10 protein-coding genes are annotated in these 15650 nt (G+C 57.4%); 4 read left to right on the top strand and 6 right to left on the bottom strand.

The window, feature by feature from the left end; translation table 11 throughout:
- Position 1 precedes the first annotated feature (1 nt).
- Genes qhpC through peaA form a run of 3 tightly spaced genes read right to left on the bottom strand, consistent with a single transcriptional unit; the run spans position 2 to position 3406 of the window.
- Complete coding sequence (gene qhpC / locus ACAM29_RS01885; protein ID WP_091826707.1) at positions 2-325, bottom strand: quinohemoprotein amine dehydrogenase subunit gamma; 324 nt, start codon at positions 323-325, stop codon at positions 2-4.
- Between the two features lies 1 nt (position 326).
- Positions 327-1757: a quinohemoprotein amine dehydrogenase maturation protein gene (gene peaB / locus ACAM29_RS01880; protein ID WP_091826709.1), complete on the bottom strand. Its 1431-nt coding sequence runs from the start codon at positions 1755-1757 to the stop codon at positions 327-329.
- Positions 1758-1804: 47 nt separating this feature from the next.
- Positions 1805-3406 (bottom strand): quinohemoprotein amine dehydrogenase subunit alpha, encoded by a 1602-nt coding sequence (gene peaA / locus ACAM29_RS01875; RefSeq protein ID WP_369623014.1) that lies wholly within the window; start codon positions 3404-3406, stop codon positions 1805-1807.
- Between the two features lie 229 nt (positions 3407-3635).
- Here peaA and ACAM29_RS01870 point away from each other — a divergent pair, with 229 nt between their 5' ends.
- Together ACAM29_RS01870 and ACAM29_RS01865 are read left to right on the top strand one after the other, a co-directional pair.
- On the top strand, positions 3636-4370 hold the full coding sequence (locus ACAM29_RS01870) for a response regulator (RefSeq protein WP_091826713.1): 735 nt from the start codon (positions 3636-3638) through the stop codon (positions 4368-4370).
- Positions 4367-10729: an AAA family ATPase gene (locus ACAM29_RS01865; protein ID WP_369623013.1), complete on the top strand. Its 6363-nt coding sequence runs from the start codon at positions 4367-4369 to the stop codon at positions 10727-10729. Before ACAM29_RS01870 ends, ACAM29_RS01865 begins: the two co-directional genes overlap by 4 nt.
- On the opposite strand, the gene ACAM29_RS01860 is transcribed toward ACAM29_RS01865, so the two are convergent.
- The 3 genes from ACAM29_RS01860 to ACAM29_RS01850 form a co-directional block, all read right to left on the bottom strand.
- Positions 10714-12453: a putative bifunctional diguanylate cyclase/phosphodiesterase gene (locus tag ACAM29_RS01860; protein WP_369623012.1), complete on the bottom strand. Its 1740-nt coding sequence runs from the start codon at positions 12451-12453 to the stop codon at positions 10714-10716. The genes ACAM29_RS01865 and ACAM29_RS01860 overlap by 16 nt on opposite strands.
- 129 nt (positions 12454-12582) lie before the next feature.
- Positions 12583-13023, bottom strand: coding sequence for a hypothetical protein (locus tag ACAM29_RS01855; protein WP_369623011.1), 441 nt, complete (start codon positions 13021-13023; stop codon positions 12583-12585).
- Between the two features lie 53 nt (positions 13024-13076).
- Positions 13077-13643: a TMEM165/GDT1 family protein gene (locus tag ACAM29_RS01850; protein WP_091826721.1), complete on the bottom strand. Its 567-nt coding sequence runs from the start codon at positions 13641-13643 to the stop codon at positions 13077-13079.
- Between the two features lie 286 nt (positions 13644-13929).
- Between ACAM29_RS01850 and ACAM29_RS01845 the strand changes: the two genes are divergently transcribed.
- A complete protein-coding gene (locus ACAM29_RS01845; RefSeq protein ID WP_369623010.1) occupies positions 13930-14487 on the top strand; it encodes a lysozyme inhibitor LprI family protein in 558 nt (185 codons plus the stop codon).
- A gap of 57 nt (positions 14488-14544) precedes the next feature.
- Positions 14545-15648, top strand: a complete 1104-nt coding sequence (locus tag ACAM29_RS01840; protein WP_369623009.1) for a phosphoribosylaminoimidazolesuccinocarboxamide synthase — start codon at positions 14545-14547, stop codon at positions 15646-15648.
- Positions 15649-15650 lie beyond the last annotated feature (2 nt).

The raw sequence follows: 15650 nt of genomic DNA, 5'->3' as shown, positions 1-15650 counted from the left end.
CTTATTCACCATCCTCAAAGATACCGTCCAGCTTGCGCCAGTCCTGCGTGGCCTTCGCCACATCCTTGTTCCAGTCCGGATAGGTGTTCATGGTGTCGGGTACCTGAGCCGGCCACCAGCAGGCATCAGCACATCCGTACAAATCCGCTTCCATCGGCTGACAGAGCGAGCCCAGCCCACCGAAGGGATCCAGTTCCCAGCCCGGGTCAGTGGTAGCAGTACAGCCCACTACCGTTTGCATGGCTACAACGTCTTCGACCTCGTCCGGGCTGACGGACTGGTTGATCAGCTGTGCTTTTTTGTTCAGAGACTTCAAATGTTTCATATCAGGCACTCCTCCTCGGAGAGACGTATGCTTCGAAGAACCCGGGGTTCTCAAGCATGATCCGCGAATACACTTCCACGCCGAAATCGACCCAGTCTCGCATCAGGTCACAGTAGTGGTAGGAAGGATGCGTCGGATCTCCATATTTGGCATAGCTTTCGTGATAACAGCCACCGGAACAGAGGTTACGGATGCGGCAGGTCGAGCAACCGGTGTCGGTACGGTCCAGACGCTGCTCGATGAACTGGCCCAGCGCAGCACGGTCAATCCCTTTCTCGACATCACCGAACGTGGGCAGGTCAGAGCCGGTGAATCGATGACAGAGGTTAAGCCCGCCATCCTTGTCCACCGCCAGCAGCTTGAGCCCGGCACCACAGGGCACCAGTTTCTTGTTGCCCTCGTACATGTCGGTGATTAGCTGGTGCATGTTGCCGTAGCCGAAGTTTTCATTGCGCAGCGCCGCTTCGAGGTAACGCTGTCCCAGTCGCTTCATGCCGGCAAACACCTCAACCAGCTCTTCACCGGTCAGGTTGAATTCGGCAATATCGCCTGAGGTAACCGGGCCAAAGCCCACCTCGAAGAAGCCCAGCTCGCCGCTGAGGTGATCATAGATCCGCTCCACATCGGTAATGCCACGCGTCAATGTGACGCGGCAACCGATCGGGCGCGCGGTATAGCGCTTGAGCAGCATCTCCACCTTGCGCCGCACCACATCGTAGGTGCCCTGACCGCCAACCGTTATGCGGTTCTTGTCGTGCATCGCCTTGGGCCCATCCATGGAGATGGTCAGGCCAAAGCGGTGCTCGTTGAACCAGTCAACCAGCTCTTCGGTCAGCAAGGTCGCATTGGTGGTCATGGTGAAATCCACCGTGGCACCGTGCTCGGCGAAACGCTTCTCGCAGTACGCCACCATCTCACGTATCAGTGGCATGTTGGAGAGCGGCTCACCGCCGAAGAACACCACGTTGTAGTTGCGCTGATCCGGCGACTCTCGCAGCAGCATTTCCACTGATTGAATCGCGGTTTCAAGGGCCATCTTTTCCCCCTTGGATGGGGTAGTCAGATCTTCCTTGTAACAGTAGGTACAGCTCAGGTTGCAACCGGTGTTGACGTTGAGCACAACGGTGGTCAGCGGGAACTTGCTGACCTTCTGCGGTTCAGGGTTGATTCTGGCTACCGCTCCTGACTCGGAGATCACCTCCAGCGTCAGCAGTTCCTCCAGAGCCTCAGACACCTCCTGCTGAGAGTAGCGCTCACACAGCGGGGCCAGGTATTCGGGAGTCACCTGGTCATGGCTGTCGAACAGCGCCAGCAGCTCTCGACTCAAGCCATCAAGCTCAAAAATGCTGCTGCTTGGAATATGAAACAGCATCTGACGGGCATCAACATCAACCCTGTGCAGATTCGGTTTCACCAGCGTCATGGCACCCATAATCACCTCTTTATTATCGTATCTCGGTGGCTGTTCCGGCTTTTGGCTCAGTCGAGCACGCGACGGACAAAGTCAGGCACGGCAACCAGCATGCTGCCTTCACCATCGACTTTACTGGCGCCATCATTCACCGTTGCCACCACTTTCAGGCGACCCACGTTGTTGGCCGACATCTTGCGCTCAGGGTTTGGCCCTGCGTCACCGGGTACAAAGATACCGGCCGCATTGATCTGACCCGCATAGAGGTGATCCTTGTCATGCTCGGCCACTTCATCGGCCGGCAGGATCGACCAGCTGGCCGGCATGTAGCCCAGGCGCAGATCGTCTTCGGTGCCAGGCTTACCATCAGCACCGGCGCTGTAGCCCACGGCACGATAGGTGGCACGCACCTTTTCCATCTCACTGCCGGCGCCACCGATACGGGTGACCGCATTGGCGGGCGTCACGTCAACACGCGCCAGCGTGCTGTAGACATTCAGGGCAGCGTTATTGATCGCCTTGCCGACCTTAATGGTACGTGGACCTTCCGCCCCGGTTGCCTTGGCTACCAGCGTGATTCGGTCATCGCTGCGGGCAACGATTTTCTCGACAGTGACGCCTTCGCCAAGATCGATATCACCCTTGAGGCCGGCACCAATCAGTGTCAGCTCGGCGCTTTCACCGCTGCGCAGATAGGAAGGCTGAACCGCAACCAGTTGACCCATGCCCTGATCCTTCACGGCATTAAGTGCCCCGCCGATCTCCCGTTCGGTAGCGAGGAACATGCGACCTTCCATCTGACCATTCGCGTCCAGCGCCATCACCTGACGCATTTTCACATCATCAATGGTGACGGAGGCACGCCATTCGTAACCGGTGTAAACAGTCGCTTTGCCCGTACCGCTGAGCACGGTGCCATCGGCATAGTGACCTTCCAGCGTCAGGTCATATCGACCATCGCCGGTTTTGGCAGCACTCATCCAGGCGTCAAATTCGCCCTTCTCGGGAATGTAACCGGTCACACGCCAGCGACCCATGACGTCGGCCTTATCGGCTTTCTTCCAGTTATTCCACTCTTCGGTGACCAGCGGATACTTCTCGAACAGGGTATCGACGGTCTGAGTGGTGGCAATCTGATACCAGGGACGGTCACGTGAGCCGGCGTGCAGCTCAATCCCAGGGAACTGGGCCATATGGAAGTCGACCAGCATCTTCCACTCATCCTTGGCACGACGCTGCAGTCCCGAGCGCGCTTCGGAGTGACAGCGGGCACAGGTTTCGACCAGATGTTGATCCGCGCCGGCTTCCACCAGGTTGGTATCCTGCTCCAGCAAATAGCGATAGGGGGCTGCTTCGGACGGGGCCAGCCCCTGCTTGTCAGACAGGTATTTGATCAGCACCCGTTTTTCCTCTGCGCTGATTTCAAGATCACGCAGGTGGATCATACGGTTCAGCGTCATCTGCCAGCCTTCCGGCGTTTTGCGCTGCTCACTGATACGGGAGAAGGTCGGTGCCGCTGAATCACCTGACTCGGTATGACAAGCCAGGCAACGGTCCCTGATTATCTGCTCTGCGTCTGCGGCCTGCAACGGCATACTGACCAGTCCCGCCAGGGCCAGAGCACCGGTGCCGAGTACCGCACGCTTGGAATTATTATTACTCAATGCCATCACTCCCTCACTTGAGATGGGATCCTGTTTTCGCCGGAGCAGTCAAAACGTCAATTGTCGCCAGGCTGCTTCAGTGCGTGTAGCTAAACTAACCCCGTCATGTAAATGAAATTCTGAGGATTTGTGTTAAGTTGTGCACAGATGTAACAGGATGTAAAAAGCCCTTTTACTTTTCTGTGCTGCAGTTGATATTGCACCTGTCGAGTTTGCCCAGAGATGCCCAACACCCATGAATATAGCCCCATCCCACGCACATATCCTGATTGTCGAAGATGATATTGCCTCACGGTCACTGTTGGTGAGCTACTTCGAAAATGAAGGCTACCATGTGTCCGAGTCCGACCAGGCTGATGATCTCTGCGAACGTGTGGTGCAGGAGCAGATCGATCTGGTGCTGCTGGATATCAGCCTGCCCGGCAAGGATGGACTCACAGTCACGCGTGAGTTACGGGCCAGCTCCAGTGTCGGAATCATTCTGGTTACCAGCAAGGGGGATGAGATCGACCGCATCGTCGGGCTCGAGCTGGGCGCTGATGATTATGTGACCAAGCCGTTCAACCCGCGTGAATTGTTGGTGCGCGCGAAAAACCTTCTGTGGCGCATTTTCAGCGCCCGCGGCGGCAGTGGCGCCAGTGACCGACGAGGCCCGGCCGGCTACCAGTTCGAGGGCTGGGTGTTGGACCCGCACAAGCGCCAGCTGACCAGCCCTGAAGGTGAACATGAGCGCCTGCCCGAAGGCGAGTTCAAGCTGCTGCAGGCTCTGATCAACCACCCCGGGCAAGTGCTGTCCAGGGATCAATTAATGGATGCAATTCACGACCGTGAGTGGACCCCCAATGATCGCTCGGTTGATGTGTTGATCGGGCGGTTGCGACGCAAGCTCGGTGACAATCCATCCAACCCTCAATTGATTCTGACCGCCCACGGTGCCGGCTACATGTTTGCCGGTGACATCAGCCCATGAGTGTCCCTGAAGGCTACCGGGTTCTGCGCCGACTGCACCAGAGCCCGGGCTGCACCGTCAGCCGCGCCGTCCGGCTTAAAGACGGTGCAGCGGTGGTAATCAAGCAACTGTACCGCAGCCACTGCAGCCGCGAACGCCTGAGCCGGTTGCAGCATGAGTTCGAGATGCTGTCACGACTGGACATTATTGGCATTGTGCGTCCGCTTGAGCTGATCCAGCTGGAAGCCGGACCCGCGGCCCTTTTTACCGACTCCGGCTCGGCTTCACTGCGTCAACTGCTGGCTGAGCAGCAGCTCAACTGGTCCCAATGGCTGTCAGTGGCGATCCGCATTAGTACCCTGCTGGGAAAGCTGCACGAAGCAGGCGTTATTCATAAGCAGGTGAATCCTGATCACCTGCTGTTCAACCCCGACACCGGCCTGGTCGAGTTGATCGGTTTTTCTCTCAGCACTGGCCTCAGCCGCGAGCAGGCCAGCTGGAACACACCGGAACTCGGTGACGGCGGCCTTGCCTATATCGCTCCGGAGCAGAGCGGACGTATCAACCGCAATATCGACTACCGCAGCGACTATTACAGTCTCGGCGCCACACTGTACGAGCTGATGACCGGGCGCCCGCCCTTTGTCAGCGACGATGGCATGGCACTGGTGCATGATCATATCGCCAAGCAACCTGCACCGCCGCATGAGATCAACCCGCAGCTGCCGCAGATGCTGTCGCAGGTCATTCTCAAACTGCTGTCCAAGGACGCCGCCCAGCGCTATCAATCCAGCGTCGGCCTGGTGCATGACCTGCGCTTCTGCCTGCAGGCACACCAGCGTGGCGAGCATGAGCTGGATTTCACACCGGGCGAGCAGGATCTTTCAGCCAGGTTCCAGATTCCACAGCGGCTCTATGGGCGAGAAGCGGTGCTGGAACAGCTGCACCATCTGTATGATGGTTGCCGTGATGGACAAAGCCCGCTGGTATTGATCACGGGCTATGCAGGCGTGGGCAAGACCAGTCTGGTGCACGAGCTGCGCCAGTACGTCAACCAGAAGGGTGGCAGTTTCAGCAGTGGAAAATTCGACCAGTTTCGACGCAATCGCCCCTACTTCGCCATTTTCCAGGCACTGCAGGGGTTGGTACGCCAGCTGCTGACAGAACCCGAAATTCGCATTGCTCGCTGGCGCGAACAGTTGCTGGACAGTGTCGGCAACCATGCTCAGATTTTGTTGAAGCTGATCCCCGAATTGGAGTTGATCATCGGCAGTCAGCCGGACGCACCGCCCTTGTCGGCAGCTGAAGAACAGAACCGTTTTTCCCGCATCTTCATCCAGATGTTGCGCGTTTTTGCTTCACCCGAACGACCTCTGGTGCTGTTTCTGGATGACCTACACTGGGCTGACCTGGCCTCTCTGCATCTGATCGAGACCCTGGCAGGCGTAATCGACCCGCCCAGACTTTTGCTCATCGGCAGCTTTCGCGACCATGAGCTGGGCGCCACTCATCCGCTGCGCATCAGCCTTGAGCGGTTGCACAACTCCATATTGCCGCCGGTAGAGCTGGCACTGGAACCCCTGAGTCCGGACCAGGTGAATCAGCTGATTGCCGATACACTGCGGGCCGACCTGAATCAGTGTCGCTCACTGGCCGAAGCGTGCAGCGAAAAGACCCAGGGTAATCCCTTCTTTCTGAGCCAGTTTCTGCACTCCCTACACCAGGACGGCCTGATCTGCTTCCGTGAACAGCGTTGGCAGTGGGATGAGCAGGCGATCCGGTCTCAGGAGATGACCGATAACGTCATCCAGTTGATGGTCAGTAAAATTCAGCGACTGCCCGCGAATACTCAGGCGGTCTTGCCCCTGGCGGCCTGTATCGGCAGCAGCTTCAATCTGCGTACGCTGGTGGTGGTCAGCGGCCTAGAACCGCGTCAGGCCGCCGACCAACTCTGGCCTGCGCTCACCGAAGGCCTCATCGTGCCGCAGGATGACAGCTACCGCCTGTTCCAAAACATGGACCCAGGCCGCACCCGCTATCGCTTCGTGCATGACCGTGTCCAGCAGGCGGCCTACTCCCTGATTCACGATGATGAGCTGGAAGCCCTGCACCTTCAGATTGGCCGCCAGCTGGAAAACAGCCTGCGACCCGACGAGATCGATGCTCGCATTTTTGAAATCAGCAACCATCTGAATCAGGCACGACGTCTTCTGGATACACCGACCCAACGCATACGACTGGCCAACCTCAACCTGCGCGCAGGGCTTCGCGCCCGGGAAGCCGCTGCCTTCGATTCCGCACTCGACTACCTCAGCACAGGACTGGAGCTGTTGCCGGAAAACGCTTGGCAGGAAAGCTACAGCCTGGCGCTTGAACTGCACACATCCGCTGCCGGCATTGCCCACATCAAGGGCCAGCAGGAGCGGATGCAGCAACTGATTAATGCAGTCGAGACACATGCACAAACACTGCTGGACCGGGTACGGGTATTCGAGATCCGCATCCAGTCACAGGTCGCCAACAATCGCTTTCACATGGCGCTTGAAACTGCGCTGGAGCTGCTCAACCAACTGGGTGTGCGGATTCCTTCTCGTCCCGGCACCGGCCAGTTGCTCAGGGCGGTGGCACGCACCCAGTGGCTACTGCGCCGACAGCCACCTGAAAAGGTTGTTCAACTGCCGGCCATGGAATCCCCACAGCTGCTGGCCGCCATGCCGATACTCGCCAGCATGTTCGGTGCCATCAAATTCTCAAGCTCCGAGCTGCGCCCGCTGGTGATGGCGCGTCAGGTTGAACTGACACTCAAACATGGCCTTAGCCCCTCTTCCGCACTTGCCTTTGCCGGGTACGGTGGCGTGCTGTGTGGCCAGTTCCAGGCGATTGAGCAGGGTTACCGACTCGGCCAGATGGCACTGGAACTGGATGCACAACTGCCCTCCACGCCCACTCACCACCGCACTCTGTCGCTGTTTGATTGTTATATTCGCCACTACCGCGAACCGTTGCAGCATTGCATGGAGTCGCTGCTCAAAGCGCATCAGCTGGCACTGGACTGTGGCGATATGGAATGGGGGGCCTACGCACTGGCCGCCTACATCCAGTACGCCTTCCCGCTGTGCCGCAACCTGGACGAACTGCAGCCACGGCTGGAACAGTATGCTCGCTGGCTTGAGCAGTCGGGACAGCAGCAGTCGCTGCAGTACTCCCTGTTTACGCTTCAGACCATGGAAAACCTGCGCGGCCAGAACAGTGACCCGACGCGGCTCGATGGTCATTTCTATCAGGAAGAACGCGACCTGGCCGAGCTGGAACGGGAAAACCACCGTACTGCCATCAGCCTGCACCATTTCTACAAGGCACTGCTCTGCTACCTGTTCGGCGAGTACGAGCTGGCCTATACCCACAGCGAAGCCGGTGATGCACTGCGCTCATCCATCAGCGGGACATTTACCGCGCCCTGGCTGTCATTGCTGAACTCACTGAGCATTCTGGCGCTGCTGCCACGCACCAGCATCCTGCAGCAGCCGGCACGGTTGCAGAAAGTGAACAAGACCCTCAAGCGTCTGCGCAAACTGGCGCGTCACGCGCCGGAAAACCAGCGTCACCACGTCGACCTGCTGCAGGCAGAACTGTATCGCAGCCAAAAACAGTACAGCAAGGCGATGGATCTGTACGAGCAGGCGATTGAGCATGCTCGTCAGCAAGGCTTTCTGCTGGAAGAAGCGCTCGCCTGTGAACTCGCCGGACAATTCTATCTTGAGTGGGACAAACCTGGCGTGGCCCGCTCGTACCTGCAGGATGCCTGGGAGCGTTATGCCGACTGGGGCGGACGTGCCAAGCTGGAGCAGATGCTCAGGCGCTACGCGTTTGAACCCGAACGGCCGTTGCGCCAGGTGCGTCCCGAACCGTTCAGCAGCCGTTCCGACAACGGGCAGTCGCTGGACAATCAGGCTTTCGACATCACCTCCGTGATTCATGCCTCGCAGGCGATTTCAGATGAAATTGTACTGGAACGGTTGCTGGAACGACTGATGCGGCTCGCACTGCAGAATGCCGGTGCCCAGCGGGCAATTCTGATTCTGCGCCGGCAACAGAACCTCTACCTGGAAGCGGAAATCTGTCTTAATCAGCCACCAACGCTGTTTAACGTTCTGCCACTGGAACAGAGCGGCAGCCTGCTGCCACTGAGCATCATCAACTATGTTGCGCGCACCAAGGATGACGTCGTGCTGGGTAACGCGGTTGAGCATCAGATGTTCCAGCAGGACAGCTATATCCGCCACCACCTGCCCAAATCGCTGCTGGCCATCCCGATTCTGTACCACGGTGAACTGACTGCCATTCTCTATTTGGAGCATTCACAGAGCCGTGACATCTTCAACCGCGACCGACTCAAGACTCTGCAGATACTGGCGGCGCAGGCCGCCATCTCGATTGAAAACGCCAAACTGTACCAGAGCCTGGAACAGTCCGAGCGGGAGTACCGCTCACTGTTCGAAAACTCCAGCGAGGGCATTTTCAGAATCGATCGCCGTGGCCGCTTCATCTCCGCCAACCCGGCACTGGTGAGGTTGCTGGGATATGACAGTGCCTCCCAGTTTCTGAACTCGGTCACCGATGTCATTCGTGACTGCTTCATCGACCGCGAGGACTGCCGTCGATTTCTTGCCCTGCTCAATCGACAGGAGCGAGTGCTGCGCTTCGAGACGCGCTGGCGCCGGCGTGATCGCTCCGAGGTTTATATCTCCATCTCGGCCCATCGCATTACCGATGATCAGGGTCAGCTGAAATATTACGAAGGCTCACTGACCGATATCAGTGAGCGCAAGGCCAAAGAGCAGGCGGAGATTGCGCGCGAGAAGGCCGAAGCGGCAAGCGAGGCCAAGAGCCATTTCCTCGCCACCATGAGTCATGAAATTCGCACCCCGATGAATGGCATTCTCGGTATGGCTCAGTTGCTGATGCGCTCAGGTCTGAGCCCGGCGCAGCAGCAACAGGTCGATTCCATCTACCGCTCGGGACAGTCTCTGCTGACCATCCTCAACGATGTGCTCGACTTCACTAAAATCGAAGCCGGACAGATGGAGCTGGAACGGACGCCTTTTAACCTGGTAGAACAGCTGGAGCAACTGCGCCAGCTGCTGTTGCCTATGGCGCAGGAAAAGCAGCTCGATCTGATTCTGCGTCTGGAACAGGACCTGCCGGAGCGTGTCATCGGTGATGCCCGCGCCCTCAATCAGATCCTGTTGAACCTATGTACCAACGCCCTCAAATTCACCCAGGAAGGCTATGTCCTGATCAAGGTGCGTGTCCTTGATAAACAGCAGGAACACTGCCGTTTGCGGTTTGAAGTGGAGGACACCGGCATCGGCATCCCTAAGTCGGCTCACTCTCGCATCTTCATGCATTTCAGTCAGGCGGACAGCTCAATTACACGCCGTTTTGGCGGCACCGGACTGGGGCTGTCGATCTGCAAACGGTTGGTCGAGCTGCAGGCAGGCCAGATCGGTTTTGACAGCCACGCCGGTCAAGGCAGCCGCTTCTGGGCTGAGTTGGAATATACCGTCACCAGCGGCAGCGCACTCCCGCCGCCAAGTATCGAACCTGCTGGGACGCTGGAAGAGAAGGCACGACTGGATATTCTGCTGGTGGAGGACACCCCAATCAATCAGCAGGTCACGGTTGGCCTGCTTGAGTCAGAAGGACACAGCGTCAGTGTGGCGGACGATGGCTACACCGCCCTGTCGATGCACAATGATCATGACTATGACCTGGTGCTGATGGATATCCACCTGCCGGATATGGACGGTATCGAAACCACACGCCGGATGCGCAACCACCCTGAGCCTTCCCGTGCAGCCGTACGCATCATCGCCCTGACCGCATCGGTCACACCCGCCGAAATGCGGCTCTACCAACAGGCGGGTATGGACGCTGTTGTCAGCAAGCCGCTGCAGTTCGACGAACTTAATCGCTTGCTTCGGGATACGCCGGCCAGGGATCAGTTACCCACGCTCAGTCGCGACAGCGAAGATCCCTTACTCAACCTTGGCCTGCTGCAACAACATCGTCAGATGCTGGGCAGTGATCGCTTCACCGCCCTGTGCCAACAAATGCAGGAGCAGTGTCTTGAACTGCTGCAGCAGCTCGATGCAGCCGATTCGGAAATGCGCCCGATATTACTGCATAAACTGGCCGGAACACTGAGCAACTTCGGTCTGCAGCAGGCCGCTCGACTTAGCCGAGACCTGGAGCAACAAGCCGTAACACAAGAGAACCTGCAACAGTTGGATCAGCTTACACGTAACAGTCTGAAGGCTCTGTACAGCTGCTCAGAGCTGGGGCTGCGGGAGGCGGTGCCTGATCAGGATAGAGGCTGAAGCAAAGCCTCTTCCTGATCGGGCCGCTCAGCATCCACGTCTGCAAAGGGGACGCTGAACCGAGGATTGATCAGATAGCGGCTGACGTCTTCAGCACTGAGAGCACGGCTGAAAAAGAAACCCTGTACTTCATCACAACCGGATAACTTCAGGCACACCAGCTGGTCCGGTGTCTCGACCCCCTTGGCTGCCACCTGCATTCCCTTGCGTCGAGCCACCGCCGCAATGGAAGTCAGTATCACGTTGTCGTCATAACTGTTGCGGATACTTTGTATGAAGCTGCGCTCGATCTTGATACGGCTAAAGTGCACACCCTCCAGCCGGTCATGTTCCAGCCCGATTTCACTGCAACCAAAGTCATCAATCACCAGCTCCAGCCCAAGGCCATAGAGTGCTTCAAGCAGACGTATCTCGATCGGGCCAAGCTGATCCAGAAACTGGTCATTGATCTCAATCTGAATCAGGCCAGGAGCCACTCGGTAATGGTTGAGCCGCTCCCGTAACCAGTCAACCAGTTCGGGATTCTGTAGCTGAGCCAGACCCAGGTTGACCGAAACCGGCAGCAACTCGAGGCCTTGCTCCTGCCATTGGTTCAGCTGGTGCACCACCTGCTCCAACACCCGGTAGCCAAGCTCGGGCATCAACCCCCGAGCCTTTGCAACATCGAGAAAGCCATCGGGCTCAATCAGCCCATGTCCTGGGCAATCCCAGCGCACCAACGCTTCAAACCCGGTCGTCATATAGCCACGCAGGCTGATGCAAGGCTGGTAGTGTACGCGCAGTTGATACTGCAGTGCCTGCAGCGACAACAGCGACAGGTCGGGTTTGCTGCCCGATTCATTGCCCTGCCGCGGATCATAGAAGGCAAACTGCCCCCGGCCTGAGCGTTTGGCACGATACATCGCCATATCGGCGTGCTTTACCAAGGTTTCGATATCCACCCCATCGCGGGGTGACACAGATACACCGATACTCGGACTTGTACTGAGCCCATGACTTTCCAAATCGGCATAGGGCGCTGACAGGGCCTCTACCAGATGCCGGGCACAGGTTTCCACATCTTCATGTCGGCGAACTTCGGTCAGCATCACCACAAACTCGTCTCCACCGAAGCGGCTCACGATATCGCTCTCTCGCAACCCTGTATCCAGCCGTCTGGCAACTTCCTGCAACAGCAGATCACCCACCTTATGACCCAAGGTGTCATTGATCAGTTTGAAGCGGTCCAGGTCAATAAAGCAGACAGCGGCAAATCGACCCTGCCGTTTTGAGCCCAGCAGATGTGAGTGTGCCAACTCCATAAAAAGACGACGGTTATACAGCCCCGTCAGATGATCGCGGGATGCAGCTTCCAGAATATGCTGATGTTCGTTACGCAGGGAGTTAAGCAGCTTGAGATTTCGAGTTTCCGAGCGTTGCAGCGCCTGTAGATACTCATCACGTCTGCGCAGCGTCCATAGCAGCCAACCTAGCCCACTTACGGCAATCAGGGTAAGCCCCAGCACGGTCGCCAGAAACAGATCACGCTGTTCACGGTAATTCAACATGAGGTCAGGCTCTGACCGGCAGGCCTGTTCAAGCATTTGATAAAGGCGCTCCAGCTCATCCAGTTGCCAGACCGTGAGCAGCCAGACAGCCAGCACCAGCAGCAACGCAAAACCGGCAATACCAACGCGCGGCAGCATCGAGGGCGTAACGTGTGACTCGGAAGGAGGAAGGCTCAAGACAGATCCCTGCTAGCCTGCAACAGATTGAAAGCTCCCTGTTGGTATAGGGAGACACCCGGCAGCAACGCTAGCAGAGGAAGATGACAGCAGCATGACACCCCCGACCAAAGCCGGGGGTGTCATTAATCAGTTGGATTCAGAGCTGTCCATTTTGGCGTCTGAACCAGGCGCTTCTTCCTGCCGCATCTCTTCCATTTTCTGACGCGCCGCTTCGGTCATCTCTTCAGTGGTTTCAGCGGCCTTTTCGCCCATTTCTTCAGCCTCGGACTTGACCTGCTCATAGGTCTCTTTGGCCTTTTCTTCCACCTGCCCGCTCACTTCAGCAGCCTTGTCCACCATTTCAGAGGTTGTGCTGCGAACCTCTTCCCCGGCTTCAGAGGCTACTTTGCCCGCTGCATCCATGGTTTCACCCGCTTCCTTCTTCAGTTCATCCATTGCGGTGGAGCCTTGCTGGCTGGCGGGTGCCGCACCGTTTGTCTTTTCATCAGATGCGCTGTCATCGCTGCAACCTGTCAGGACAACGGCCGATGCCAATACCGCCGGGGCAATCAGTTTGTGCCAACTCATATCAGTCACTCCTTTTACTTCAGTCGTGGGTAATGTGCGTGCAGTATAGAACATTAAAATGAGTCTAAGGTTAACAGGGTCGCGACTCCAAGCCCCACAAACAGAAGACACGCGGCCCAGCGGGCAACGTTAAGCGGTATTTTCTGCATCAGCCAGCTACCGGCGTACGCCACCGGCACGTTGGCCAGCAACATGCCCAACGTCGTACCGACCACTACCCAGAACAGGCTGTCATAGCGCGCCGCCAGAATAACCGTGGCGATTTGAGTCTTGTCACCGATTTCGGCCAGAAAAAACAGAATACAGGTTGCGACAAAGGCACCGTACTTGAGCACCGCGCCACCGTCTTCATCATCCTTGTCGGGGATCAGAACCCAAAGCCCCACGGCGATGAAGCTCAAGCCAATAATCCAGGGCACCCACTGGTCGGGAATCCACTGTACCAGCCAGGCACCCAGCCAGGCAGACAGCGCATGATTCAGCAGGGTAGCAACCAGAATACCCATCACAATCGCACCACGATGGGCGAAACGGGCAGCAAGAAAGAGGGTCAACAACTGGGTTTTATCACCGATTTCGGCGATGGCAACCGCGAGGGTCGAGGGCAGAAAAGCGTCCATAACAGTTCATCCGGCGGGCTGTTGATTCCATAAGACACGCCACACCGGCCCGCCAGGACAGTGCGTTGTGTCTCAGGTCTCATCAATCCCGAACAGGACGTGACAGCCATGAGCATGAGGCTCAATTATGTTGACAGTCACTCTGATGGCCAGGGCCATTCAGACGATTACTCCCCCAAGAGTGGCGCGAATCTTAACAGCCTATCCGGCGAGGCGCAAACGGGCTGGTCTCGGTACCGATGTCAGGTAGAATGGCGTTTTATTTGAACCGTCAGAGGCCGACTGAATGAGTGCCCGTTCCATCTCTGTCACCATATTGCTGATCACCGGACTGGGTCTGAGTGGCTGCGAGAGCCTGCCTGCGCCTTTTGCACAGCCAACACCCAAGCCCCCCCGTAGCGAACCGGTGATTGCCGAGTCCACACCCACAACACCTGTACCGCTGTCTGAACAGGCGTTGCCGGCCGCGACCGATCTAAACTGGAACCCTTCACTGGAAGCGCCTTTGGATCAGCTTGAGTCCCGATTGACGCAGCAGCAGGAAAACGGCAGTTCTCAGCTGGAGATAAACGAAACCCTTTCCAGCATTGCCTATCTTTATGACGCTGAGCTCTATCTGCTATTCAAGGACACACTGGACTACCTGCCACCCAAGGCACAGCGGCACGAAGTTGATGTACAGAATCGCTGGCTGGATCAACGCCAGCAGGTGATGACACAGGCCTTTCTGATTGATCAGGATGGCGAAATCGCGCGCTACACGGCAGGTCAGGCGTTTATCGCCGAGACCCGCAAACGAATCGAAGAGCTGCAGAACCTGCGCAAGCTGATCGTCATCGATTAACCGGGCTTTATGCTAGAATTGCCTCGTTTTTCAACCCTTAACAGGACCTGTGCCACCATGAGCCTTGCCCAATCCGTTCTGGCCGTAAACAACGACCTGCCGATCCGTACCGACCGCCCCGTTCACAGCGGTAAGGTACGCTCCGTTTATTGGCTGACCGAAGCCGACAGCCGCCGTCTGATCGAAGAGAAAGGCTACAACGTGGCGCCTGACGCACCACTGGCTATCATGGTGATCAGCGATCGCATCTCGGCATTCGACTGTATCTGGCACGGCGAAGGCGGCCTCAATGGTGTACCCGGCAAGGGCGCTGCGCTGAACAGCATTTCCAACCACTGGTTTCGTCTGTTTCGCGAACAGGGTTTGGCTGACAGCCATATTCTGGATATCCCGCATCCCTTCGTCTGGATCGTGCAGAAAGCCCGCCCAGTGATGATCGAGGCAATCTGCCGCCAGTACATTACCGGCTCCATGTGGCGCGCCTACAGCAAGGGCGAGCGTGAGTTCTGCGGCATTACCCTTCCGGAGGGACTGCAGAAGGACCAAAAACTGCCCGAACTGCTGATGACACCGTCCACCAAGGGTATCCTTCGCGGTATTCCCGGTGTTCCTGAAGCGGACGACGTGAATATCACCCGTGCCAACATCGTCGACAACTACGCCGCTTTCGGCTTCCGTTCTGCGGCGGATGTGGATCAGTACGAGAAACTGCTGAAGGAAGGCTTTGCCGTCATCAGCAATGCGCTGGCCGAGCTGGATCAGGTATTCGTCGATACCAAGTTTGAGTTTGGCTATGTCACCGATGCTGCCGGCAATGAGAAATTGATCTACATGGATGAGGTGGGCACACCGGACTCCTCCCGCATCTGGGACGGCCCTGCCTACCGTGAAGGCAAGGTGATCGAGAAGTCAAAAGAGGGCTTCCGCCAGCTGCTGCTGAACCACTTCCCTGACCCGGACATCCTGCTGAACAAGGATCGCATGCCGGAACGTGAAGCGCTGGCCCAGGACAACGCCTTACCGGCCGAGGTGCTCATGGACGTGTCGCGTACCTACCTGGACATTGCCGAAAAGGTTGTCGGCCACCCCATCGAACTGTCTGACAACCCGAAAGCCGAAATCATCGCGATTCTGCGCGACCAGTATGGGCTGATCGACTGACA

The organism is Marinobacterium sp. BA1 (genome assembly GCF_041155135.1).
In the GTDB taxonomy this organism is placed as follows: domain Bacteria; phylum Pseudomonadota; class Gammaproteobacteria; order Pseudomonadales; family Balneatricaceae; genus Marinobacterium; species Marinobacterium iners.
Note: the sequence above shows the minus strand (reverse complement) of the source record. Positions and strands in the feature narration are given on the sequence as shown.

Excerpts from the sequence above, each read along its gene's own strand:
- qhpC (WP_091826707.1), bottom strand. The coding sequence starts at position 325 with ATGAAACATTTGAAGTCTCTGAACAAAAAAGCACAGCTGATCAACCAG.
- peaB (WP_091826709.1), bottom strand. The coding sequence starts at position 1,757 with ATGGGTGCCATGACGCTGGTGAAACCGAATCTGCACAGGGTTGATGTT.
- peaA (WP_369623014.1), bottom strand. The coding sequence starts at position 3,406 with ATGGCATTGAGTAATAATAATTCCAAGCGTGCGGTACTCGGCACCGGT.
- ACAM29_RS01870 (WP_091826713.1), top strand. The coding sequence starts at position 3,636 with ATGAATATAGCCCCATCCCACGCACATATCCTGATTGTCGAAGATGAT.
- ACAM29_RS01865 (WP_369623013.1), top strand. The coding sequence starts at position 4,367 with ATGAGTGTCCCTGAAGGCTACCGGGTTCTGCGCCGACTGCACCAGAGC.
- ACAM29_RS01855 (WP_369623011.1), bottom strand. The coding sequence starts at position 13,023 with ATGAGTTGGCACAAACTGATTGCCCCGGCGGTATTGGCATCGGCCGTT.
- ACAM29_RS01850 (WP_091826721.1), bottom strand. The coding sequence starts at position 13,643 with ATGGACGCTTTTCTGCCCTCGACCCTCGCGGTTGCCATCGCCGAAATC.
- ACAM29_RS01845 (WP_369623010.1), top strand. The coding sequence starts at position 13,930 with ATGAGTGCCCGTTCCATCTCTGTCACCATATTGCTGATCACCGGACTG.
- ACAM29_RS01840 (WP_369623009.1), top strand. The coding sequence starts at position 14,545 with ATGAGCCTTGCCCAATCCGTTCTGGCCGTAAACAACGACCTGCCGATC.